Here is a 21691-nt window from a genome sequence, read left to right on the forward strand (position 1 = left end):
CCCGTCCGGCTTCATCCGGTATAAACCGCGCGGGGCGAGTTGGGAATCTTCGGGTTCCGGCCCGCCTCGCGCGGTTTTTGCGTATGTGCGTATTTGCGTATGCAGCGGCTTGCCGAACCCAATTTTGATTGTTTACACCATTTATATTCGTGCGCGACTATCATGGCGAAAGGCTATGCAGCAGCGGCCGCAACCGGCGATACAACAGCAAGCCAATATGGCAATAGCCGATATGACGCGATATGAGAGGAAAGCCATGACCGACGAATCCAATGCGCAACCCGAGCACTCCGAGCAACCTGAAACGACCGAGGCGAAGGCCACGGCCGCGTGGAGCCGCATGCTGGCCGGCAACCGTCGATTCTCGCAAGGAAGCGCCGAGCATCCGTGGCAGGACAAGGAGACGCGCGAATCGCTTATCGATGCGCAGCACCCGGATGCAGCCGTGCTCTCCTGCTCGGATTCGCGCGTGCCGCCGGAAATCGTCTTCGATCAAGGCCTAGGTGATATGTTCACGATTCGCACGGCCGGCGAAGTGCTTGACGATGCGGTTGTCGCCTCGCTCGAATTCGCCGTGGAAGCGCTTAAGGTCAGCCTGCTCGTCGTGCTCGGGCACGAGCATTGCGGCGCGGTCGCCTCGACAGTCGCCCAGCTTAAAACGCTGATTGACGATTCGACGCTCGACGGCCAGAGCGATCTCGCCAAGACCATCGCCGAATCGGACTCCATCATCACGCGCTCCGTCGGCGCATCGATTCAGGCCGCGCGCGAATCCGACCTCACCAGCACCGACGACTTCGAGCGCGTGCACGTCGCCCGCACCATCGAAGCCCTCGTCAACGGCTCCACAACCATCCGTCAGGCCATCGCCGAGCAGCGGGTGACCATCGTCGGCGCCCGCTACCAGGTCACCAACGGCAAGGTCGAAGTCCTGTCGTTCTGAGCGGTTCGGACGGCGGAACGGCCATATGCGAGTAAGAGCATTATGCCGCTTAGCGTTTCACCATGTTCGGTTTGCCTGTTCATGCCGCTGCCACGGCTATGCCGTCGCGATTTATCAGTTTTGAAGGTAGTTAAGGGTGGCGTGCGGCTGATGCGCACATCTATTAAGCACATCTGGGACGATTACGCAGATTTGCATGTTCAGACGGCCCTTTGCTGATTCTTGGGAATGGCGGTATTCCGCCAAAACGCGCTATGGCGAATTCGTCGTCTACTTGGCGAAGTGCTTAATACGCGAAAAAAGTGCTGAATAGACGCCCACAGCGGCTGCGTCGGCGGCAACCACGAAAATCGCAGCATCGGCACTACAATCCGACACTACTTTCATCTATTCAGCACTTTTTTCGCGTATTAAGCACTTGCGAAAGTACAAGCACATCATACTCAGACACAGATTCGCGGCATTCCGCCGATTATGAGTGCATGACAATGTCTGGGAAGACCCTGTTGACACGGCCATACGCAGAAATCTGCTTAATAGATGAAGAGGAGACAGTCTTTGTCGCTCCTTTGCTCTGCGAGCCGCCCAGCCGCAGGACATTCGACCGTAAGGTCCCGGTTGCGAGTCGTTGGCGGCGAACCGTTGCCGTCGACCGTTCACTTGCGTCGCTTTTCTTACGGTAATTGGACCCTGCCGTAAGAATTGTAACGTTCTGCGGACCTATTATGTGACGTTTTGTACGCCAGCCTCACGTTAGCGTACAAAAGGCGACGCTGAACGCTGATCGTCGGCGATACATCACGGATGACAGCCGCACGCGAACCGCGAGCCATAAACCGTACACAACCTAAAGCGCGCGCAGATACTCGCCCAGATGCGGCACGGCGAATTCCACATAGCCGTGATCGGCTGGCCGGATGAGCTTGTCCTCAATAAGAACTGCGCGGTATTTGTCCGCCCAGCTGCGGCTTCGCCGCGCGCGCTCGGCGATGTCGGCCACTCTCGTGGGATTCGGCGAATCCTGGGCCATCGCGGTGAGAAACAGCCGTTCCGCGCCCGTCGTGCCATTCAATGCCGGAGCGCATACGGCGTCCTCGAAAGCCAGCATCGCATCGCCAGCCCCCGTGTTCACATCGTCAGCGGTGATGACGGCGGAGCCGCGACGCTGCGCGGACTGCCACATGTAATACCCCACGAGCTGTACCATGTACGGGTAGCCCTCGGAGCGGCGGGCGGCATCGAGCGCATCCGAATCGCTGATGGTCTTACCCGACTCGGCAACGCTCTGGACGAACGCGCCTCTGACATCCGGCAGCGCGATATTGTCGAGCTCGCGCCGCAACGCGCGGCGCAGGAACGTCGTCACCTCGTTATCCAGCAGGTCGTTGACCATGTACGGCAGACCGGCGAAGACGATGGCGATGCCTTTCTTCTCAGCGTCAGGCGTGTCGCTTTCATCGGCATCCGTGATGACGTGCTGCACAGCCGTAGCGATCGCCACGAGATCCTCACGCGAGGCGGCCTGCGTCTCATCGATGGTGATGAGGATACCTTTGCCCCTGCCGATCTTTCGGCTGGCGAGTCGCCTGTTCAGCGCGTTGCGCAAGGTCAGCGGACTGGTCTGCGCGGAAAAATGCGCCTGTCCGAGGCTGGCGGAGATAACGCCTGGGACAGCCACCGTCGGGCTGATTTCCGCCTCGTCAAGCTGCAACTTTTCGGGCGTCAGCGCCGCCACCAGCCTCGCAACCAATCCTTGAGAAGCGGTTTCCGCGATGGTCTCCCAGTGCTGCGCCTTGGCGATGCGCCGGAATTCGGTAAGCATAACTGTCTTGCCGAAGCCGCGCCGCCCAGTGACGAGCATGATGCGCCCCGGCGCACCGACGCCGTTTTTCAGCGATTCGGAGAAGTCATCGATAATCGCCTGCCGCCCGATGAGTATGGGCGGCATTTGCCAGCCGTCGGCTTGAATGGATTGGTCTCCGCTACCATATCGCGCCTCCTTGTATGACTTGTATAGCTTATGCGGCTGTATGCCCCATGCCCTGCTTATATGACGCGTTATGCACTATCTACCACGAACACACACCATATTACACGATTACACACCATAATATACGATTACGTACTCTTGTACATGACGCTCATATCGCCGGCAATCATCGTGCCAAGTGGTACGCAGAAAATCCGGAGGTCATAAGCCAAAAATCATAAGTCACAAGCCGCGAAACCGCATACGAGGCTCGTAGCATGTGAGTACTGTGGAGCCGCGCCTCTTTTTGGAGCTTCGCATGGTAGGTTGACCGTGTTTGCATTGCCAAGGGAACCAATTGTCAAGGGAAACCACGAGTCACCAATGAACGCTCATATGAACATCGAACATGCAGCACACCAGCCGAACCATTACGCTTCTGCCAAAGTACCCAGGCTTATCGCCGCATTCTGGATCGTCAAGCTGCTTACCACGGCATTCGGCGAGGCCTTCTCCGACTATTCCGTGGTCGCGGTGGATCCGCATATCGCGGTGATTGGCGCAGGAATCGTGCTGATCGTCGCCCTGGTCATCCAGCTGCGCATGCCATGTTACAACGCGCTGGCGTATTGGTTCGCTGTGACGATGGTCGCCGTGTTCGGCACGATGGCGGCCGACGTGCTGCATGTGCAGTTCGGCGTGCCCTACGAGGCTTCCACAGGCGGCTTCGCCATTGCGCTGGCGATCGTATTCATCGTGTGGCACAAGGTCGAGGGAACCTTGAATATTCACAGCATTACGACCCCGCGGCGGGAGATCTTCTACTGGCTGGCGGTGATGGCCGCCTTCGCGCTCGGCACGGCCGCAAGCGACATGGTAGCAACGACCTTCCACCTGGGCTACATCGGGTCGCTGGTGCTCTTCGCGGTGCTGATCACAGTGCCGACAGCCGTTCTTGCGCTGTGCAAGGCCAATACGGTGCTGCTGTTCTGGTACGCCTACGTGCTGACGCGGCCGGTGGGGGCGTCAGCGGCAGATTTCCTCGGCAAGCCGAAAACAGCGGGCGGCATGGGATTCGGCGATGGGCCAGTGGCGCTGATTCTCGGCATCGTCATGGCGATTGCCGTTGGATACCTGGCTGTTTCGCGCGTCGACAGACAAGAGGCGAACTAGGTACGCCTCGCTTCTGTACGAGCACTGACCTACATAAGCCCTTCGACTGCAGGCTAAGCCTTATGCCAAACCGAACCAAAGCCACACCCCAAAGACCGGGCGCTCCCCTAGAGTGGAGTTCATGCCCCTTGGTTTGAACATCCTTCTGATTTTCGTCTTCCTCGTGCTCGGCTCCGTGTTCTCCGGCACCGAGCTGGCACTGGTCAGCCTGCGCAGCTCGCAGCTCGATCAGATGGAGCTGGAGGATGCGCGCGGAGCACGCGTGGCCAAAATCGCCCGCGATCCGAACACTTTCCTCTCGACCGTGCAGATTGGCGTGACCCTATCCGGCTTCCTGTCGGCGTCATTCGGCGAATCCTCGATCTCGCCATTCCTCGTGCCAGTCGTCGTGGGCTGGGGCGTGCCGCAGAACGCGGCGGCGCCGCTGACCACCATCGTGCTGACGCTTATCATCTCGTACTGCTCGATCGTCATCTCGGAAATGGTGCCCAAGCGCATCGCCATGCAGCGCACCGAGCAGATCGCGCGCGCCGTGGTGCCCGCCATCGACGCCTTCGCCAAAATTACGAAACCTATCATCTGGCTCATCGGCAAGAACACGAACGGCATCGTGCGACTGCTCGGCTTCGACCCCAACGAGACCGAAAGCGAGGTCTCCGACGAGGAGCTGCGCGTGCTGGTCAACTCGAATTCACGCCTGAGCATGGACGAGCGCACGATATTGGACGACGTGTTCGACGCCTCGGAGACCATTGTCGCCGAGGTCATGCGCCCGCGCGCCGACGTGGTCTTCCTCGACGGCGCGCAGCCGCTGGCCGAGGCCGCGGCCTACGTGCGCGAGATGCCGTATTCGCGCTATCCGGTCACCGGCAAGGACTTCGACGACGTGCTCGGCTTCGTGCATGTGCGCGATCTACTCGACGTGCGCGACCCCAACGCCCGCACCGTCACCGACGTGACCCGCGAGGGCATCGCTCTGCCCGGCACCTCGAAGATCCTGCCGAGCCTAAGCCTGCTGCGCAAGCGCGGCATCCATCTGGCCGTCGTCATCGACGAATACGGCGGCACCGATGGCATCGTCACTTTGGAAGACATGACCGAAGAGCTCGTCGGCGACATCCGCGACGAATACGACCTGCCTGAGGAGCCGCGCCACAGCGGCAACGGCAGCGCTCCGGGCGCGTTCGTCAACGGCGTGGCCACCATCGACGGCGGCATGACCATCGAGGACTTCGCGGACCTGACCGGCATCGAGCTGGACGACGGCCCGTACGAGACCGTCGCCGGCTACTTCCTCGCCCACACCGGCCGTATGGGGGCCATAGGCGAGGTGCTGCATTCCGACGACGGCTACGATATGGTCGTCACCGAGGTCGATCATCGCCGCATCGAGACACTGGAAGTGCGCAAGCATGTGGGCGACGCAGAGGACGGCTCACACTTTTTAGCCCCAGCCGAAAAAGTGTGAGCGAAACGCACATTTCATGTGCGATTTTTGAATGTCTTAAATGTTGAATTTCCGCCATTTATGCGTTGAATAGTTACCATATTGCATGTTCATTTGGCTCACACTTTTCCCACTTGCCTCAAAAAATGTGAACCGAACCACGCATATACGTCCCTGATCAGCGCACGCGACCACGCTTACACGACCGCAAACCAGCGCGCGCACGATTTCGCCAAATGTGAAGTTCGACCGATACCGGGCGTGGCAGCGTGTGGCCGCAAGCAGGGCAGCTAGGATGGAAGTACTGTGGTTAATTGACAGGAAGGAATGAATTATGGCACTTGAATTTGTGGTTCCCGGACTGGACGAGGCTGCCTCCGAGAAAATCGTCTCCATTTTGCAGAATCGCTTGAGCCAGGAGCAGGAGGCCTCCTTGGTGCTCAAGCACGCGCATTGGAATGTGACCGGCCCGAGCTTCATCGGCGTGCACGAGATGCTCGATCCGCAGATCGACATCGTGCGCAATCAGGCTGATGAGACGGCCGAGCGCATCGCGACCCTCGGCGGCAGCCCGGACGGCCGCCCCGACGCCATTCTGCGCAATCGCACCTGGAAGGGCGTGGATTTGACCGGCCGCCATTCCACGACGGATTATCTGAAGGCGCTGTGCGACTTCTACGACCAGCTCATCGCCGACGACCGCGAGGCCATCAAGGAGCTCGACGAACTCGACGTGATCAGCTCGAATATCGTGCAGGACCACGTGCAGGATCTCGAAAAGTTCCAGTGGTTCATGCGCAGCCACTTGGTGTGAGCCGTTCGCTGCACGTGTGAACGTGCGAGCATACGGGCGTGGTGCGGGTTTCACATTGAAAAGTGAAACCCGCACCGCCGCAGTTTCCCAGCGAGGTGGGGCCAGCGATTCGATTCGCTGGCCCCACCTCGTTGCTATGTCGCGATTACACAGTTACTGCCACCGAAGATACAAGCTGTCAACCCGCTACTTAACAATTTATCAACCCTATACTTAATAATTTATCGGGCTTATACTTAATAATTTATCGGATTATACTTTACAATTTATCGGACTCATACTTAATAATTTATCGGATTATTGTGGCGTATTGCTGCTATATCAGCATCGCGAAGAATGGGATGCTTCGACTGAGCTAGGACGAATGAAGACTGCTCGCGCGGCACTTACGCTAGCTACCAGAACGCGCTGGTCCTCGTATTGTCGTCACGCAAACGGGTTGGTTTGCGTGACGACAATACGAGGACCAGAAAACTCGCAGAGCCAAAACCTTCTCAGCTCTCGCGGTAGAGCTTGGTGTAGGAGCCTTCGGCGCGGGGACGCACCACGATCGAGTCGATGTCGACAGTGTCGGGCTGGTCAAGCGCCCAGCGGATCGACTCGGCGACATCATCGGCCGTGAGCGGATTCGGCACGCCTTGGTACACGGCGGCAGCCTTGGCCGCATCCCCGCCGAAGCGCTTGACGGAGAACTCGTCGGTTTTGACCAAACCCGGGGAAATGTCGATCACGCGCAGCGGCTGGCCGATCTGCTCAAGCCGCAGCACACGCGCCATGATACGCTCGGCCGACTTCGAAGCGCAGTACCCGGCACCGCCCTCGTACGGCTCGATGCCTGCGGTCGAGGAGACGATGAGCACCGTGCCGCCGCCGGGCGCAGCCTTCAGCGTCGGCAGCAGCTTCTGCGTGATGCGCAGCGTGCCAATCACGTTGAGCTCATACATGTTGCGCCAATCGTCAAGGCTGGCTTCGGCCACTGCATCCTTGCCTATCGCGCCGCCGGCGCAATTGACCAAGGCCTTGACCCCGCCGCCCTGAATGATTTCATCCACGGCCTGCTGAGTCGAATCTTCGTCGGTGATATCGCAGACGACATAGCTTACTGCCGAGCCAATCTCCTCGGCCAGCGCCTTGAGCTTGTCCTCGCGGCGGGCCAGCGCCACCACACTCCATCCGGCCGCCACCAGCGCGTGCACAGTCGCCGCGCCGATGCCGCTGGATGCGCCGGTCACCACCGCGCGTTTCGTCGTTTCCGTCATATGCCGGACCTCCTTCAATCTTGGTATGTTCTCTTGATACGTTCTATTGGGTAAATAACGCTATTGTAGCCGCGCTTTCAGCACCCGGCAGCTCAACAGCCGCTCAGCACCCGGCCGCAGTCAACGCCTTGTCTAGACGCTCGACGCCGTCGGACGCCTCGTCGAGGGTGATGACGCAGGGAGGCGTCACATGGATGCGGTTGTCGTGCACGCCGAGCACCAGCCCGAGCTTGGCGCCTTCGGCCACAATCTGCTTCATCGTCGCGCCGTCCAGCGGCTCGCGGCTCGTACGGTCAGCCACCATCTCCACGGCCCAGAACACGCCTTTGCCGCGCACTTCGCCGATCTTCGGGTGGGTTTCGCTCAGCGCCGAGAGCTTCGGGCCGAGGATATCGTGGCCGACGTTGTAGGCGTTGTCGACGATATGCTCCTCCTCCATCGCCTCCTGGGTGGCCACAATCGCGCCCATCGCAAGCGGATGGCCCGAATAGGTCAGCCCTCCGGGGAAGACGACGTCGTCAAAGTAGTGCGCGATCGGATCGCTCAGCATCACGCCGCCCGCCGGCACATAGCCGGAGTTGCAGCCCTTGGCGAAAGAGATGATATCCGGCGTGTAGCCGTAGTCGTCAAGCGCGAGCCAGAAGCCAGTGCGGCCGAAGCCGGTCATCACTTCGTCGGTGATCATGAGGATGCCGTACTTCTTGGTGATTTCGCGCACGCCTTTGAAGTAGTCCTTCGGCGGCGTGAGGATGCCGGCGGTGCCGGGCACGGATTCGAGCAGGATGGCCGCGATGGTGTCCGGGCCTTCGAACTGGATGACGTGCTCCAAGTGAGCGAGCGCGCGTTCGCACTCCTCTTCCTGCGTGGTCGCGGAGAATTCGGAGCGGTACAGGTAGGGCGTGAAGAAGTGCACATGCCCGCGCGCGTAGTCGTTGGGCTTGCGGCGCCAGTCGCCGGTCGCGCTGATGGCCGCGCCCGTGTTGCCGTGGTATGAGCGGTACGAGGACAGGATCTTGTCGCGGCCGGTGAACAGCCTTACCGCACGGATGGCGTTCTCATTGGCATCCGCGCCGGCGTTCGTGAAGAACACCTTGTTGAAGCCTTCCGGGGCGCGGCGCACCACCAGCGATGCGGCCCGGCCACGGGCCAGGTTCGCATAATCCGGTCCAATCGTGCACAGCAGCGCCGCCTGCTTGGCGATGCCCTCAATGACCTTCGGATGCTGGTAGCCGATGTTGACGTTGACCTGCTGGCTGGTGAAGTCCAGCATCTCGCGCCCGTCGGCGTACTGCAGCCATGCGCCGTGGCCACCGGTCACCTCGACCGGGTGGCGGTCGGCCTGCGCCTGCCATGAATGGAAAACATGCTTCAGATCCAATGCGCAGGCGTCGTCCCAGATCGCCTCGTCCGCAGATACATCGTGCCCCATGATCGTGCCCTTTCCTAGTGGCTCATATTCCAGTGCGTTCATATTCCAGATATCGCAGTGTGTTCGTGGTTGCGTTACGCCCCGGCGACTGCGCGGCACAGTGCAAACCGCGCCAGAATCGCCAAGTCGTATGCAATTACGCAATTTCGTTCTGACCGTGCGCACAATCCGCATGTGCAGTTCGCACATATGCAGCCCACACACAACCATCAGCAACAAATGTCATTGTGTCACTTGAACATTTCCTGCCATGCCTGAATGTTTACGCCCCACTAGCATGCTCGTAACATGACGAACCACGTCGAAACACAGGCGCTGCACAATAAATGTTATGTTATTGGTCAAATCGTTCAAACCGTCAGACGCCTCACTCGAGATGATGTCTCGCGTAATCACAAGGTTTTAACGGATTTCGGCAAACCGCATCACGCGGGATTCATTGCCCACGACTTACTGTTCACGAGGAGGTTCCTTATTCATGCACTCATCTTCTGAGACCAGCGCAGACGACGGTAATACCTCTAGCGACGCCACTGACGCCGTCCCTAACGACGCCGCACGTGTCATCACCATCGCGACGCTGGACGCGCAGCAGCTCTCCGAACTCATCCTCGCCACCGCCGATACGCCTACGCCGCAGCGCATCACGGAATCCATTACCTCGCTGGCGACTTCGGAAGTGCTACGGGAGGGGCAACGGCTGCCCACCGTCCGCGCGATGGCGGCAAGTCTGCGCGTGAGCCCGGCCACGGTATCGACGGCGTATCATGCACTGTCACGTGCCGGAGTGCTGGCCTCGCGCGGGCGCGCCGGCACGTACGTGCTGCCCCAGGCGCACACACAGGAGCAGGGCCGCGCTCTTCCGCTGCCCGTCAGCCGCCAGGACATGCCGCTGATCGACCTGTCGAAAGGCACCCCGGATCCGGCGCTGCTGCCGGATATCCGACCGTTCCTGAGCAAACTCGGGAATCGCAAGGCCTTCGTGAATTCCTATGACGGTCCGACGATTCTGCCGATGCTCGAAGGTGTGCTCCGACGCAACTGGCCGTACGAGCCGCAGGCCATGACGATGGTTTCCGGCGCGGGCGACGGCCTGTCGCGCATCATCGAATCAACGCTGCGACCCGGCGATTTCGTCATCACCGAAACCCCCACCTATCCCCCGGTGCTCGGCATGATCGACCGGTGCGGCGCAACCGCTCTCGGCGTCCCGATGGACGACTGCGGCATGCTTCCCGAAGCCCTTGACCGCGCGCTGCGTCTGTGCGAGCGCCCGAGCGCAGGCGCAGCCGTTTTCGCCGCCGCGCACCGGCCAAACGTCGCGATGATCGTCGTGCAGCCGCGCGCGCAGAATCCCACCGGCGCAAGCATGACCGAGCAGCGCATCGACGAACTCGCGGATGTGCTGCTGCGCCATTATGACGACGAACGAAATATGCCGCTGATCGTGGAGGACGATCACAGCGGCGATGTCGCCAACGCCTACGCCGTATCCTTCGCGCAGCGCTTGCCAGATCACGTGGTCCATATCCGCAGCTTCTCCAAGTCGCACGGTCCCGATCTGCGGCTCGCGGCGCTCTCCGGCACGGACGAAATCGTGGGACTGCTCAATGCCCGGCGACGCCTGGGGCCGGGCTGGGTCAGCAGATTCCTGCAGGAAATCTTGAGCGAAATGCTCACCGACAAGCGCACTTTCAGCACGGTCATCAGCGCCCGGCACACCTACGCCACCCGCCAACGCACCATGAACGCGCTGCTGCGCCGCCAGGGATTGGACGTGCACACCGGCGACGGCCTGAACATGTGGGTGCCCGTGCGCGATGATGCCGCCGCCGCGCAACTGCTCGCCGAAAGCAATATTCGCGTCGCCGCAGGCCAGCCCTTCCGCCCGCGCTTCTGCGTCGCTCCTAGTCCTGGTTTCAGCTCCGGCTCCAGCTCCAGCTCCAGCTCCAGCTCCGAGGGGCCTAGTTCCGAGAAGCCTAATCCCAAAACTCTGAGTCCCGAAACCCTTGCCGAGTGCACATCGCCCGGCATCCGCATCACCATCGCGCAGTCCGCCGCCACCAGCGAGCGCGTCGCCGCACTGCTTGCCCAGGCTGCGAGGGCGAGAGATGGGAAAGCAAAAAATGATGCGGAAACGGAGACAGCACCGAAAGTAGCGAGTAACGAACTGTCTGCATAAATCAATGCATCGGCATGCTACAAAACGAGTGTTGCCGCGTTCATTAGGTACTTTTTTCGTTCGTTAGGTAGCTGCGAAAGTATAAGCCCGTTATGCTCGCCACGCGATCTTTGGAATTCCGCCAATCTGCTACGCGCAATAATGCGCGAAGATACCCCATCGAAGCGATATTGCACCGAAATGTGCCTAATGAATCGCGTCGCGATTCACGGCGCACACCATCAGCGCCCAAATGCCCGCCGCACCTCGTCGTGAGGCAGGGCGTAGCTGGCATGCCCATCGCGTCCTACAATATCGCGTGCAGCTACGAGTGTATTGACCACCGACTCCTCGACGCATTGGGCAACCGCCTCGTACAGCGCGTCCATCAGTCCCCATGCGACGAATTCCATGCTGTCAAGCGCACGGCCTTCCTCTTCTGCAGCCATCGAGGAGCGCAGCGAGCCGGGGTTGCCGGTGGAGAACGCCAGGAAGATATCACCTGAGAAATGACCGCCCGTGGTGCCAGTGCGAGCCAGGCCCATAGGCATGCGCCGAGCCAACGCCTTGCATTGCACGGGCAGCAGCGGCGCATCCGTGGCAACGACGGCGATGACCGACCCTGAGCCTTCAGGCGGATTCGGCACGACCGATTCCTCCTCGAACCAGCGCGTCTCTTGCATCGGATTCGGTGCCTTCGAGTCGCGGCCCAGCAGCACGCCATGCACGTTCAGCTCGTATCGTTTGCCGAAATTGCATTGCAGAAATACACCTACTGTATATGTTTTGTCCAGCAATGTCACAGTGCGCGAGGCCGTACCGGACCCGCCTTTGAACCCGTAGCAGCACATGCCCGTGCCGCCGCCGACGTTGCCTTCGGCAATCGGTCCCGAAGCTGCGGAATCCAAGGCGTCGAGCACATGCTGCGGTGTGACGTGCTGGCTGTTAATGGCGTTGAGATATCCATCCCACGTCTCGGCCACGACCGGCAGCATCCATGCCGCAGCCTTGCGCGGGCAGCGCTTGAAAAGCCACTGGTCAATCGCGGAATGCACAATGCCGACCGAATGCGTGTTCGTGATCGCCACAGGCGTGGTCAGCGAGCCGGACTCCTCAATCCATGTCCGCCCGGTCATCTCGCCATTGCCGTTCAGCGCAAACGTCCCGGCGGCGCATGGCGATTCCACATCATCGCCGCGCGGCAGAATCGCAGTCACCCCAGTGCAAGCGGCCTGCGCGCCATGCATCTGTGCGGCATCCGAAATAATCGTCGAATACCCCACACGCACCCCCGGCACGTCGGTGATGGCGTTATATGGCCCCGTCGTACCGTCGAAAGCAACGCCCAGGTCGCGGGCGCGGGTGTGGGTGGGTGAGGCGATGTGAGTGGGGCCACTGTCAAAACCGCTGGCGGCGGCGTTACTGGCGGAATTCTCCTGATGCATCATGATTCCTGTCTTTTGCGTAATTTGAGTACGATAGCTGCAGTACGGCGGACATGGTTGGCGAAGCATCTACAGCACCACTTGACGATTCAGCTCTCGTCGCAGCTGCCGCCAATTTGGCAAATATACGTCCATTCGCCGCTGGAACTCGGCACCATGTCCATTGGCCCACAGATGCGTCATTTCATGAATGAGCACGTAGTCCAGAAAACGCTCATCCATCAGCCCGAGCTGCAGATTCAGCCGAATGCGGCCGGTTCTCGGCGTGCAGGAACCCCAGCGCGAACTCATCACACGCAAAGTGATATGTGACGGCGAGCGCCCGACAATCGGCTCCCAGTGCGCAAGCAGCGCGGGAAGCTGGCGATTAATCGCCGCAGCCGCCGCACGCCTGCGCTCGTCGGACCACACGAACGTCTCTTCGCCCGCGCCGCTCTCGCCCGTAGGACTGTTACGCCGCGCCGCAGCGAGCCGTTGCTGCTGTCGTTCAATCCAGCCACGCCGCTCACGCACGAAGTCAGCGATGCGTTCGTCGCTCATTCGAGCGGGTGAGGACACCTCAATCGACCCGTCCGCAGGCCTGACGCGCAGGTACAGATTCCTGATCGTCTTGCGCGTCACATGCACGTCGAGCCCGTCCACAACGAGCGTCGTTTCAGCGAATGCGCGCGGCCGGGAGCGGTGACGATTGGGCATACGGGCTATTGTCGCTCGATTGCTCGACGGGCGGAAATGATCAAAAAACCCAAACGGCGACTTACTATTCTGGTAGCACGAGCTGAGGTTCACATCAATTCTCACTCTTCTACGGTCACCCGATAACCGCAAAATTCGAGCGACACGCACATCTGCAGTTTGACTAATCCACAGGAAGGGGTATTCTATCTTCTTGTGCGCTTTCGAGCGTGCTGGTTTTTCGGGCCCGTAGCTCAGGTGGTTAGAGCGCATCCCTGATAAGGATGAGGTCGGAGGTTCAAGTCCTCCCGGGCCCACGCGGAGAATATGACAGCGGCCTTTCAGCCGCTTATTTTTTCTCTCGAATGGGGCTATGGCGCAGCTGGTAGCGCATCTGCTTTGCAAGCAGAGGGTCGCCGGTTCGAACCCGGCTAGCTCCACCAGAAGGTCGTTGTTCAAACCCTCGACCTTACCGGTTTGATTTCCCGTTTCTCCAGCTCGCTGCCGTGTGATGGCGAGTTGTTGCACGTCCGGGTCGAAAAGGATGTTGAAGGGCTCGCCCGGTTCGCCGTCGATGTGGTCGTCGTCCTGGATGTAGAGCTTGTCGAAGAAGGCTTGGTTGGCGATCCGGCGTAGGGAGTCGTCGATGCTCATGTACAGCTGGTGGCAGTCGCCGGCGAGTTTCAGGCAGTCGTCCAAGTGGGCCTTGGCTTGGTCGTATTCGATGTCGCCGGCTTGTATCTGGGCGTCGAGGAAGGCCATGCGCCGGGCGATCTTGTCCTGCTCCTCTTTCATGAGATCAAGGGGCACTGCGCCTTCGAGGTGGGCGTGCAGGAGCTTGGTGCGCCGGTCGTTGAGGTCCTGGCGTTCGGCCAGGTAGGTGCCGCGTTCGCGCCGTGAGGTCTCGTGGAGCCGGTCGAACTCGGCGCCGATCAGCTGGCGCAGGGCCTCAATGACGTGTTCGGGTATCTGGATGTGCCGGTAGTAGTCCTCGACGGCGGCTTCCACGTCGGGCACGAACATGGCTTTGCGCTGGCAGTTGGTGCGCTTGGAGTGGCGTCCCGCGCAGATGAAGTAGGGGTAGATGACGCCCTGGCGGCTGCGCGCGTTGGTCAGGATCAGCCGGGAGCCGCACTCCCCGCAGTATACGGTGCCTTTCAGGTAGTGGTCGTGGGCCTGGGTCTTCTCCCCGGACACCTGGTGGGCGCCCAGCACGGCCTGGACCCGGTACCACACTTCGGTGGCGACCAGGGGTTCGTGCATCCCGTCGTAGCTGGCTCCCCGGAAGGAGACCTGCCCCGTGTAGTAGGGGTTGGTGAGCATCCGGTGGATGGTGGAGAGCGCGGGCTGTTTGGCGGGTCGTTTCGGGGTGGGGGTGGTGGTCAGGCCCCGGTCGATCAGCTCCTCGCGCAGGGTGATGGTCGAGTAGTTGCCGGTGGCGTACGCCTCGAACGCCCACTTGACCAGCTTGGCCCGGTGGGGGTCGGGTTCCACGATGCGCATCTCCCGGCCGAGTTCGTCGCGTTTGGTGACGTTGAGGTAGCCGAGGGGCGCTTTGCCGTTGGTGCCGCCCGCCTTGGCCTTCTGGGTCATGCCTTTGGACACCTCGTTGGCGAGGTTGCGGCTGTAGAACTCGGCGATGGTGGACATGATGCCGTGCACCAGCATCCCGGAGGGCGTCTCGTCGGTGTTCTCGGTGGAGGACACGAGGATGACCCCGGCCTGTTTGAGGGCGAGGTGGATGGTCACGTCGTCGGCCCGGTTGCGGGCCAGACGGTCGATCTTGTGCACGATGCAGTAGGCGACCCGGTTCTTCTTGACGTATTCGATCATGCGCAGCAGCTCGGGCCGGTCGGCCTTGCGCGCGGACTCTCCGGCGTCGATGAACTCCTCGACGATGACGGCGTCCAGGTCGCGGGCCTTGCGCATGGTGGCCTCGCGCTGGGCGGGGATCGAGAAGCCCTCGTCCCTGCCGCCGCGTTCGGCCTGCTCCTTGGTGGATACCCGCAGGTAGGACACGGCCAGGCAGGTGGTCTCGCCGATGTAGTCGAGGTCCTGGCGGGCTGGCGGTTCGCTGGTAGTGGTGGTCATGGGTCGTGTTTCCTTCCCCGACGATGGGGCCAACGCAGGCGACATCAACCGCCTGCGCGGTGCGACTCGTTAGGAAACATGACCCGGAACCCGCCCCGTAAGGAGGGGTTCCTTCGTACTGCCCGAAGGCTCAACATGACTGCGCACCACGGCCCCACCCGGAGGCATGGCCGTTGGCTTGTTACGTCTCCGATTCTACCGGGCCGCCCGGATTCTGCCCAGAGCCAGAGTTGCCGTGCTGTTCGGCTTGGGTGCGGGCCAGCGCCATGCCGGTGAACAGTCGGGCGAGCCGATGCAAGTCCGGGCTCGGGCGCAGCTTGGCTTCGACCCGGTAGTCGCGCATCCCCTCGGGCGGGGCCTGCCCGTCCTCTCGCGCTGTGCTCATCGGGGTTCTCCCGTCTCGGGGTCCGCTCCGGCGTAGAAGGCGTCTTCGGCCTTCTGGCGCTTGTTGACCTCGTCGATGACGAAGCGCACGAAGTCCTCGTCCCGGTTGGTGACGGGTGTCTCCTCGACCGTTGGGGCAGGCTTCTCGCCGGGCCAGCTGGTCTGGCGGGTGGGGCGGTCGCGCTCCAGGCGGGTGCCGCTGGTGGCGACCCACTCGCGCAGGCGGGTGCGCGTGTCGGCGAAGTCGCGGTGCCACCCCAAAGGGGCGGCGGCATTCTGTTCGGGGTCGTATGCGGCCAGCCAGCTCAAATGCAGGGCGGAGAGCTCCCAGAGCAGTTCGGGGTGCCGGTGCCACATCGGCGGGATCACGCTGGCGGGAAGCCCGTAGGTGTGGCGCAGCCAGTCCACCCACCGGTTCAGCTCCAGCAGCTCCGCCTCCAGGTCGGTGGCCGTCGCGTTCGTAGGAGTAGCCGCGCACCCGACCGTTGGCGATGATGCTGTCGCCCTTGGCCAGCCGGTCGTGGCCCTGTTCGGCGGTGGCCTTGAACGCCACGAGGTCGTGGAACGTGGTCTCCAGCTTCGTGAACGTCTGGTCGTCCTCGCGCCGGTAGTGCTCGACGCCGAGCTTGAAGTAGAGCCGGGCGTCGCCCTTCTCCGTGTAAGACAGCTGCGGGTCGGAGGCCGCGAAACCGGCCACCGCCTGCTGGGTCTGAATCTCTGCCATGAGCGTTGCTCCCTATCTGGTCATGCGGCCCGTTGTTCGGGCTGCTGTGCCAGACAGGTAGGTATATGGGGCCTGGATGCTCAGCCCTGTCGAAGCAGGCTCTCGATCCCGGTCCGGTCGGCCGTGAGTTGCTTCGCGTCGGGCCGGCTGGGCCAGGCGCGCAGGTCGGTGATGATGGGTGGCGCGGAGCGCAGCAGGACGATGCCGGTGCCAAACGGGAGTCGGCGGATGCGGTCGGGCGGCAGGACCGGCACCCGGCGTATCGAGCGCTGGTTCGACCTGGAGCCGTGGTCGCCCAGGGCCACGGAATCGGTGGTTTCTCCGGCGGCCTGGATGATGTCGGTGGACAGCTGGTCGGTGATCTGCAACGTCAGCCCCACCAAGGTGATGACCAGAAAGCTGCCGAGCACGTTGATGAGCGTGACCGCGGCCCCGCAGATCACTGCCGCGCCGCACGAGACGAGCACGCCGACCTTGCCCCGCGACGCGAGGTGCGGGTTGGAGCTGTTGGCGCCGAAGCCCCACACGATGGCGCTGATGATCAGGGCGAGGACGGAGAGGATGAGGCCGACGGTCATGACGGCGCCCACGATCGTGCGCAATTGGGCGATGCCGGGCAGGCAGGCCGTGTTCGGCGTGATGTTGATGTCCAACGCCACGATGCCCACACTCCGGGCGAAAGCAGTGGTGATGAGGTCGTTCATGACGGGCTCCAATCCAAAGGGGGCCGCCTACGGGAATGCGGACGGCGATATGTCCCCAGACAGGTGCACGCCCAGGTCCCGAGTCCCAGACATGGAAAGTGCCCGCTCTCCCATGAGGGAGGACGGGCACTGAGAGGCAGAGGATTCGGTCAAAACTGGTCGCTGGCGAGGTGCTGCGCTCGGTCAACCGGCAGGCTCATCGGTGCGGTGTCAACGCTAGTGGTTCAACGCGTGTGGGGATTGCGGACGATCCTGATTGCGTCGGGGGTCAGGAAGTAGGCGGTGACACTGCGTCCGGCGAGTCGGGCGACGCGGCGCGGGTCGGCCAGCAGGTTGGCGAGGACGACTCCCGAGGGGATGATGCCTGCTGGGTCGCGCAGGATGGGCGTGAGGACTTCGCGGCTCCGACGCAACGGCGGGCGGCGCGCGATGGCGTCTGTGACGGCGCGGAGCACGGCCCGGCGGGTTCCCGCGCGTTCGGCGGCGCCCAAGGCGATGGCCATCGTGGAGCGGGTGCGCACGCCGGGGCGTGCGATTATCGGCGTGCGCGGCAGGCGGGCGCCGTCCGCCAGGTCCATGAGCAGCCGGGGAAGGTCGACGCCGGCAGCGGCCGCGTTGCCCGGCTCGATCATCCGGGGATTGCATTCGATGAGCAGCGGACGGCCGCCGACGTGCAGGTAGTCCAGGGCCAGGCCGCCGTGCCATTGCAGCGTCTCGCCGAGGGCGCGCAAGGCATCGAGCGCCTCGGGGTGACTGACGCTGAGCCGGGCGGCGGCGCTGCCTCCAGCCCCGGCGGCCAGCAGCTCGCTAGCTGCCGCGCCGATGAGCCGGCCGTGCTCGAACACGCCCTGGACCTGGGCGTACCGGCCGGGCGCTTCGGCCTGGATCATGAGCTCGCCGTGGCCTTGCAGCAGGTTCCAGGCGGCCTCGGCTTCGCTGGCGTCGCGCACGTGCAAGACGCCGCGTCCTGCGGTGGAGTAGGCGGACTTGAGCCATGCGGGCAGGCCGAATGCCAGTACGTCCGCGAGCGTGGAGAGTGTGCGCCAGGCCGGCTGCGGCAGTCCGAGCTTGTCGAGCGTGCGGGCGAACGCGGTCTTGGACTGCACGCGGTCGAACGCTGCGATCCCAGCCACGGGCGGGTTGGCGTGGGGCAGCAGATGGCGTCCGGCCGCGAACAGCCACGCCTGCTCGTGCGTCGGGAGCAATGCCGAGAAACGCCCGGTCGCCATGAGCGCGTCCACCGCGCCCAGGTAGCCGATGGGATCAACCGCAGGGGCCGGCGCGCGATGCACGGCGCGGCACCACCGGCTGAATCCGGCCAGCGGCCAGGCGTCCGGGGAAACAACCTCGACCCTGATCCCGGCGCAGCCGAGCACATTCATGGTCTCGCGGGCCGTGAGGCTGGAGCCCTCCGACAGCAGGACGACCAGCTCCCGCCTGCCGGTCACTGGGCCGCCCCCGTGCGAGCCCGGTCAGGCAGGAACGCGCCGATCCCGGCCACGATGAAATCGACGGCCGCCCGCAGGTCAGCGTCCGTCAGCGGGACGGAGAACCTGCCGGCCGCTTGTCCCGCCGCCAAGGCCAGCACCGTGCTCGTGAGCAGGCGCTCGGCCATGACCACCTGCTCCCCGGCGACCCCGAAGCCGCGCAGGAGCCCGTGGACCTCCTCGCGCCGGGCGCGCGCCGAAGGCGTATTCACCGGACGGGTCAGCAGCAGCGTGCAAACTGCGGGATGGCGCTTGGCGAGGCTTGCGGCGGCGGCCGCGAACGCCTCGACGCCCCCGCGCAGACCGGGCGCGCCCGACCCGGGCGCGGCAGCGGCCAGATCATCGACCAGGACCTCGACCAGGCCGTCGAGCAGATCGTCCTTGCCGCCCACATGCCGGTACAGCGCCATTGGCGTGACACCCAGCAGCCGCGCGACCGCAAGCATCGTCACTCCCTCAAGCCCCTCCTGATCGGCCACGGCCAACGCCGCCGCCAGAACCGCCCCACGACTGATGAGCGCAGGTCTCCCCATCGCCAGCCTCCAGTAAGTATATGAAATATACTAATATCGTACGCCGATGCCCATACCCTGGCGCTACAGCCGCTCTCCGACGCCGACCAGCCAGATCAGCAACGCGACGCCACCGGCCATGACCGCGACGCCCAGGGCGACGAGCACGCCGGTGCGGCCGCGCGTGGCGCGCCCGTCGGTCTCGGGCGGCCGCTCGGCGATCATGGGGCCATCGGGTCGCGGAACCGCTGCGTCCGGACTCGCGCCGGCCAGTATCCTGCGGGGTTTGGGGCGCCTGAGCCGGCCTGCGAATCGCCCGGGCCGTCGCGCGCACGCCGTGGCCCAGCCGGAGCAGATCAGCGATGCGCAGGCGCTCCCCCTGGCACAGGTATCCGGCGTCCACGCCTTGGGCCGTCGCATTGTCTTACGGCAGCAGTCCACGCTGGCCTTCTCGTTACGGCCGGTGCCGCACGTGCGCCATGCAACACCCCACTCCATCTCAAGGTGTTACAACCACCCCTAGAACCCCCGACACTCGCCTTCTGGATGAACCTCGTGGAGGTCTGGTACGGCCTGGTCGAACGCCAGGCTGTGCGCTGCGGCGTGTTCAAGTCCGTTAAGGGCTTCAACAGCAAACTCCGCACCTGCATTGACGACTGGATCAAACGCGCCCACTCCTTCATCCGTGCCAGAACCGCCGGCGAAATTCTCAAGAAAGCCAACCGTCCAACAACCACAGATCCGCGCCACTAGGTTCGCAAGGGGTGAGTTGGGAGTCTTTCGTCGCGCCGGCCTAGACCCGGTTATTGGACTTCTGCCGAATCGTCCCCGGGGGCAGAGTCCCTAAGTCCGGTGCGGTCTCAGCGGGCAGCGCGGTTGCACTGGCCAACGTCGCGGTGCCCCAGATGTGCTGCTTCCGACACGAAAGGACGGCGCTCATTCTGGATAGGGGCTCAACTGGCCGGGGAGCTCGCAGTTCTTGCGTGTGAAGTCGTTGGGGGAGGTCATTGGTCGTCGTCTGCCTGCACATACAGGCGCTCGGCTTCAGCTTTGATGTTCGCGACGCCCGTGCGCGTGTACCCGCGCCAGATGAATTGGATGATACGCCGGGCGAGGAATCTGCCGAAGAGGTTGTCTTTGGGCGCCAACCAGTACTTCCAGGTCAGCTCCGTTTGCCCGTTCCCCGCGTCTTTGTAGAGCAGGTTGCCCTGCCAGAATTTGAAGATGAAGTTCCGAAATGGCATCTGGTAGCCGTAGACGTAGTGGTGGTTTTCGCGCTTGACGATCGTCTCGGTGATGGTCAGGCCGTTGCTCATCGTGTACGCGATAGACGACCCTTTGTTGTTGAAGTCCGGTGTCGTGATCCATGACTTCGCCCCGGGGAATCCGCGGAAGGGTGTCATTACCCTGCTGATGTCGGCGTCTCGCGGGAAATGCTCCCACACGAAGTCGAGTGGTGCGTCGATGACTGTCGTGTTGGTCACCACGTATGTCTCGTCCTGCGGCAGCGGCACGGACATCGCCCGAACCTGGTCTGCGGTGGGCAGTGTGAGTTCTGCGTTATTCATAATCGTTGCTCCTTGCCGTTATGAAAGTTTGTTGGCCGTTACCGGCCGGTGGGGCGTGCATGACATGTCACCACTGGATGCCAAGCATGTCGGCACTGCGTTCCCAGTGCTCGCGCACCATGTTTGGATCGGAGGCCTGCGGATTGGTGCGCCCGATTCGCTTCGGCACCTTGTAATACTCCCCGGACTGCCAGGTGATGCCAGGCGTTCCGTCGATGAAATGCCTGAGTCGTTTTCCCCCTTCTTCAGGGGAAATGAGCAGAACCCGCTTGAGCATGCCATGGTAGATGCGCCGGAAGTAGCTGTCGGTGTCCGATGCGAAATTGGTCGCGACGTTGCCTGGATGAAAGGCCACTGAGGAGAGTCCTTGCTGGCCGAACCGCTCGTGCAGGCCTTTGGTGAACAGGATATTGCCGAGTTTGGCGTCGCCGTAGGCCTTGTTGGGGGAGAAGTCTTGCCAGTTGTTCAGGTCGTCGAGGTTGATCTTCCCGAACGACCGCGCCGCGATGCTGGAGGTGTTCACGACTGCCGCCCGGCTGTCGATCAGCTTGTCGATCAACAGGTACGTCAGCAGGTACGGCGCGAGGTAGTTGACCTGGAAGGTCTTCTCGAAACCATCGGTTGTCGTCGTCGGCCCGGAAAATATGCCGCCGGCGTTGTTGGCCAGCACGTCAATGCGTTCGCAGCTGTCATTCAGTGTGGCGGCGAGCTTTCGTACCTCGTCCAACCGGGTGAAGTCGGCCAGGTGGTACTCTGCGCCGGTCGCTTTGGCGACGGCCTGCGTCTTCTCGGCGGAACGCCCCACGATGATCAGCTGCGCGCCAGTGGCTGCGAGCTGGCGGGCGGCTTCCGCACCGATGCCATCGCTGGCCCCCGTGATGATGATCGTTCTATTGGTGTTCATTT

20 protein-coding genes, 2 tRNA genes and 3 pseudogenes are annotated in these 21691 nt (G+C 62.5%); 10 read left to right on the forward strand and 15 right to left on the reverse strand.

Annotated elements, in window-relative coordinates; translation table 11 throughout:
- Positions 1-256 precede the first annotated feature (256 nt).
- Positions 257-943, forward strand: coding sequence for a carbonic anhydrase (locus tag DDF78_RS03860; RefSeq protein ID WP_152580461.1), 687 nt, complete (start codon positions 257-259; stop codon positions 941-943).
- Between the two features lie 847 nt (positions 944-1790).
- Here the strand turns inward: DDF78_RS03860 and DDF78_RS03865 are convergent.
- A pseudogene (locus tag DDF78_RS03865) lies at positions 1791-2932 on the reverse strand (ATP-binding protein).
- Between the two features lie 376 nt (positions 2933-3308).
- Here DDF78_RS03865 and DDF78_RS03870 point away from each other — a divergent pair.
- The 3 genes from DDF78_RS03870 to DDF78_RS03880 all read left to right on the forward strand — a co-directional run bounded on the left by DDF78_RS03870 (position 3309) and on the right by DDF78_RS03880 (position 6346).
- Positions 3309-4085, forward strand: coding sequence for a COG4705 family protein (locus tag DDF78_RS03870; protein WP_152580462.1), 777 nt, complete (start codon positions 3309-3311; stop codon positions 4083-4085).
- A 121-nt stretch (positions 4086-4206) separates the two neighbouring features.
- Positions 4207-5553 carry a hemolysin family protein gene (locus tag DDF78_RS03875; RefSeq protein ID WP_152580463.1) on the forward strand — a complete coding sequence of 449 codons (1347 nt, stop codon included), beginning with the start codon at positions 4207-4209 and terminating at the stop codon, positions 5551-5553.
- 313 nt (positions 5554-5866) lie between these two features.
- Complete coding sequence (locus DDF78_RS03880) at positions 5867-6346, forward strand: Dps family protein (protein WP_024463828.1); 480 nt, start codon at positions 5867-5869, stop codon at positions 6344-6346.
- Between the two features lie 494 nt (positions 6347-6840).
- Here the strand turns inward: DDF78_RS03880 and DDF78_RS03885 are convergent, their stop codons facing one another.
- Complete coding sequence (locus DDF78_RS03885; RefSeq protein WP_152580464.1) at positions 6841-7605, reverse strand: SDR family oxidoreductase; 765 nt, start codon at positions 7603-7605, stop codon at positions 6841-6843.
- A 103-nt stretch (positions 7606-7708) separates the two neighbouring features.
- Positions 7709-9076: an aminotransferase class III-fold pyridoxal phosphate-dependent enzyme gene (locus DDF78_RS03890; protein ID WP_237564533.1), complete on the reverse strand. Its 1368-nt coding sequence runs from the start codon at positions 9074-9076 to the stop codon at positions 7709-7711.
- A 436-nt stretch (positions 9077-9512) separates the two neighbouring features.
- Between DDF78_RS03890 and DDF78_RS03895 the strand changes: the two genes are divergently transcribed.
- On the forward strand, positions 9513-11216 hold the full coding sequence (locus tag DDF78_RS03895) for an aminotransferase class I/II-fold pyridoxal phosphate-dependent enzyme (protein ID WP_152580465.1): 1704 nt from the start codon (positions 9513-9515) through the stop codon (positions 11214-11216).
- A gap of 221 nt (positions 11217-11437) precedes the next feature.
- Here the strand turns inward: DDF78_RS03895 and DDF78_RS03900 are convergent, their stop codons facing one another.
- Together DDF78_RS03900 and DDF78_RS03905 are read right to left on the reverse strand one after the other, a co-directional pair.
- Positions 11438-12643: a DmpA family aminopeptidase gene (locus DDF78_RS03900; protein WP_152580466.1), complete on the reverse strand. Its 1206-nt coding sequence runs from the start codon at positions 12641-12643 to the stop codon at positions 11438-11440.
- A gap of 66 nt (positions 12644-12709) precedes the next feature.
- Complete coding sequence (locus DDF78_RS03905; RefSeq protein WP_162000681.1) at positions 12710-13336, reverse strand: YgjP family zinc-dependent metalloprotease; 627 nt, start codon at positions 13334-13336, stop codon at positions 12710-12712.
- Between the two features lie 222 nt (positions 13337-13558).
- On the opposite strand from DDF78_RS03905, the gene DDF78_RS03910 reads away from it, so the two are divergent.
- The 4 genes from DDF78_RS03910 to DDF78_RS03920 all read left to right on the forward strand — a co-directional run bounded on the left by DDF78_RS03910 (position 13559) and on the right by DDF78_RS03920 (position 14215).
- Positions 13559-13632, forward strand: a tRNA-Ile gene (locus tag DDF78_RS03910).
- Between the two features lie 50 nt (positions 13633-13682).
- Positions 13683-13758, forward strand: a tRNA-Ala gene (locus DDF78_RS03915).
- Positions 13759-13792: 34 nt separating this feature from the next.
- The gene (locus tag DDF78_RS11680; RefSeq protein ID WP_154677504.1) at positions 13793-13951 is read left to right on the forward strand and encodes a hypothetical protein; all 159 of its coding nucleotides are present in this window, start codon (positions 13793-13795) and stop codon (positions 13949-13951) included.
- A 63-nt stretch (positions 13952-14014) separates the two neighbouring features.
- Positions 14015-14215, forward strand: coding sequence for a hypothetical protein (locus DDF78_RS03920; RefSeq protein WP_152580468.1), 201 nt, complete (start codon positions 14015-14017; stop codon positions 14213-14215).
- A 90-nt stretch (positions 14216-14305) separates the two neighbouring features.
- Here the strand turns inward: DDF78_RS03920 and DDF78_RS12255 are convergent.
- The 8 genes and pseudogenes from DDF78_RS12255 to DDF78_RS11685 all read right to left on the reverse strand — a co-directional run.
- Positions 14306-15451, reverse strand: a pseudogene (locus DDF78_RS12255) (recombinase family protein); the annotation flags it as partial.
- A gap of 136 nt (positions 15452-15587) precedes the next feature.
- Positions 15588-15791 carry a hypothetical protein gene (locus DDF78_RS11935; RefSeq protein ID WP_202613200.1) on the reverse strand — a complete coding sequence of 68 codons (204 nt, stop codon included), beginning with the start codon at positions 15789-15791 and terminating at the stop codon, positions 15588-15590.
- On the reverse strand, positions 15788-16198 hold the full coding sequence (locus tag DDF78_RS11940; protein ID WP_237564534.1) for a DUF4913 domain-containing protein: 411 nt from the start codon (positions 16196-16198) through the stop codon (positions 15788-15790). Before DDF78_RS11940 ends, DDF78_RS11935 begins: the two co-directional genes overlap by 4 nt.
- A gap of 55 nt (positions 16199-16253) precedes the next feature.
- A pseudogene (locus DDF78_RS12260) lies at positions 16254-16514 on the reverse strand (single-stranded DNA-binding protein); the annotation flags it as partial.
- 80 nt (positions 16515-16594) lie between these two features.
- Positions 16595-17218, reverse strand: a complete 624-nt coding sequence (locus tag DDF78_RS12405; protein ID WP_152580470.1) for a DUF6112 family protein — start codon at positions 17216-17218, stop codon at positions 16595-16597.
- 224 nt (positions 17219-17442) lie between these two features.
- Entirely contained in the window at positions 17443-18666 is a 1224-nt protein-coding gene (locus DDF78_RS03945) for an ATP-grasp domain-containing protein (protein ID WP_202613195.1), read from the reverse strand.
- Positions 18663-19238, reverse strand: a complete 576-nt coding sequence (locus DDF78_RS03950; RefSeq protein WP_152580471.1) for a TetR/AcrR family transcriptional regulator — start codon at positions 19236-19238, stop codon at positions 18663-18665. Before DDF78_RS03950 ends, DDF78_RS03945 begins: the two co-directional genes overlap by 4 nt.
- 63 nt (positions 19239-19301) lie before the next feature.
- Positions 19302-19442 carry a DUF6112 family protein gene (locus DDF78_RS11685; protein WP_154677505.1) on the reverse strand — a complete coding sequence of 47 codons (141 nt, stop codon included), beginning with the start codon at positions 19440-19442 and terminating at the stop codon, positions 19302-19304.
- A 321-nt stretch (positions 19443-19763) separates the two neighbouring features.
- Here DDF78_RS11685 and DDF78_RS03955 point away from each other — a divergent pair, with 321 nt between their 5' ends.
- Positions 19764-19970: a hypothetical protein gene (locus tag DDF78_RS03955; RefSeq protein ID WP_152580472.1), complete on the forward strand. Its 207-nt coding sequence runs from the start codon at positions 19764-19766 to the stop codon at positions 19968-19970.
- Positions 19971-20221: 251 nt separating this feature from the next.
- On the opposite strand, the gene DDF78_RS03960 is transcribed toward DDF78_RS03955, so the two are convergent.
- Complete coding sequence (locus DDF78_RS03960; RefSeq protein WP_152580473.1) at positions 20222-20785, reverse strand: SRPBCC family protein; 564 nt, start codon at positions 20783-20785, stop codon at positions 20222-20224.
- Positions 20786-20852: 67 nt separating this feature from the next.
- The gene (locus DDF78_RS03965; RefSeq protein ID WP_152580474.1) at positions 20853-21689 is read right to left on the reverse strand and encodes an SDR family NAD(P)-dependent oxidoreductase; all 837 of its coding nucleotides are present in this window, start codon (positions 21687-21689) and stop codon (positions 20853-20855) included.
- Between the last annotated feature and the right edge of the window lie 2 nt (positions 21690-21691).

It is taken from the genome of Bifidobacterium tibiigranuli, from assembly GCF_009371885.1.
GTDB classification, from domain to species: Bacteria; Actinomycetota; Actinomycetes; order Actinomycetales; family Bifidobacteriaceae; genus Bifidobacterium; species Bifidobacterium tibiigranuli.

Bases quoted from the DNA above. Each gene is read 5' to 3' on its own strand.
- DDF78_RS03890 (WP_237564533.1), bottom strand. From the start codon at position 9,076: ATGAACGCACTGGAATATGAGCCACTAGGAAAGGGCACGATCATGGGG.
- DDF78_RS03965 (WP_152580474.1), bottom strand. From the start codon at position 21,689: ATGAACACCAATAGAACGATCATCATCACGGGGGCCAGCGATGGCATC.
- DDF78_RS03905 (WP_162000681.1), bottom strand. From the start codon at position 13,336: ATGCCCAATCGTCACCGCTCCCGGCCGCGCGCATTCGCTGAAACGACG.
- DDF78_RS03860 (WP_152580461.1), top strand. From the start codon at position 257: ATGACCGACGAATCCAATGCGCAACCCGAGCACTCCGAGCAACCTGAA.
- DDF78_RS03885 (WP_152580464.1), bottom strand. From the start codon at position 7,605: ATGACGGAAACGACGAAACGCGCGGTGGTGACCGGCGCATCCAGCGGC.
- DDF78_RS03895 (WP_152580465.1), top strand. From the start codon at position 9,513: ATGCACTCATCTTCTGAGACCAGCGCAGACGACGGTAATACCTCTAGC.
- DDF78_RS03960 (WP_152580473.1), bottom strand. From the start codon at position 20,785: ATGAATAACGCAGAACTCACACTGCCCACCGCAGACCAGGTTCGGGCG.
- DDF78_RS11685 (WP_154677505.1), bottom strand. From the start codon at position 19,442: ATGATCGCCGAGCGGCCGCCCGAGACCGACGGGCGCGCCACGCGCGGC.
- DDF78_RS11935 (WP_202613200.1), bottom strand. From the start codon at position 15,791: ATGAGCACAGCGCGAGAGGACGGGCAGGCCCCGCCCGAGGGGATGCGC.
- DDF78_RS03875 (WP_152580463.1), top strand. From the start codon at position 4,207: ATGCCCCTTGGTTTGAACATCCTTCTGATTTTCGTCTTCCTCGTGCTC.
- DDF78_RS12405 (WP_152580470.1), bottom strand. From the start codon at position 17,218: ATGAACGACCTCATCACCACTGCTTTCGCCCGGAGTGTGGGCATCGTG.
- DDF78_RS03950 (WP_152580471.1), bottom strand. From the start codon at position 19,238: ATGGGGAGACCTGCGCTCATCAGTCGTGGGGCGGTTCTGGCGGCGGCG.
- DDF78_RS03955 (WP_152580472.1), top strand. From the start codon at position 19,764: ATGAACCTCGTGGAGGTCTGGTACGGCCTGGTCGAACGCCAGGCTGTG.
- DDF78_RS03900 (WP_152580466.1), bottom strand. From the start codon at position 12,643: ATGATGCATCAGGAGAATTCCGCCAGTAACGCCGCCGCCAGCGGTTTT.
- DDF78_RS03870 (WP_152580462.1), top strand. From the start codon at position 3,309: ATGAACATCGAACATGCAGCACACCAGCCGAACCATTACGCTTCTGCC.
- DDF78_RS03880 (WP_024463828.1), top strand. From the start codon at position 5,867: ATGGCACTTGAATTTGTGGTTCCCGGACTGGACGAGGCTGCCTCCGAG.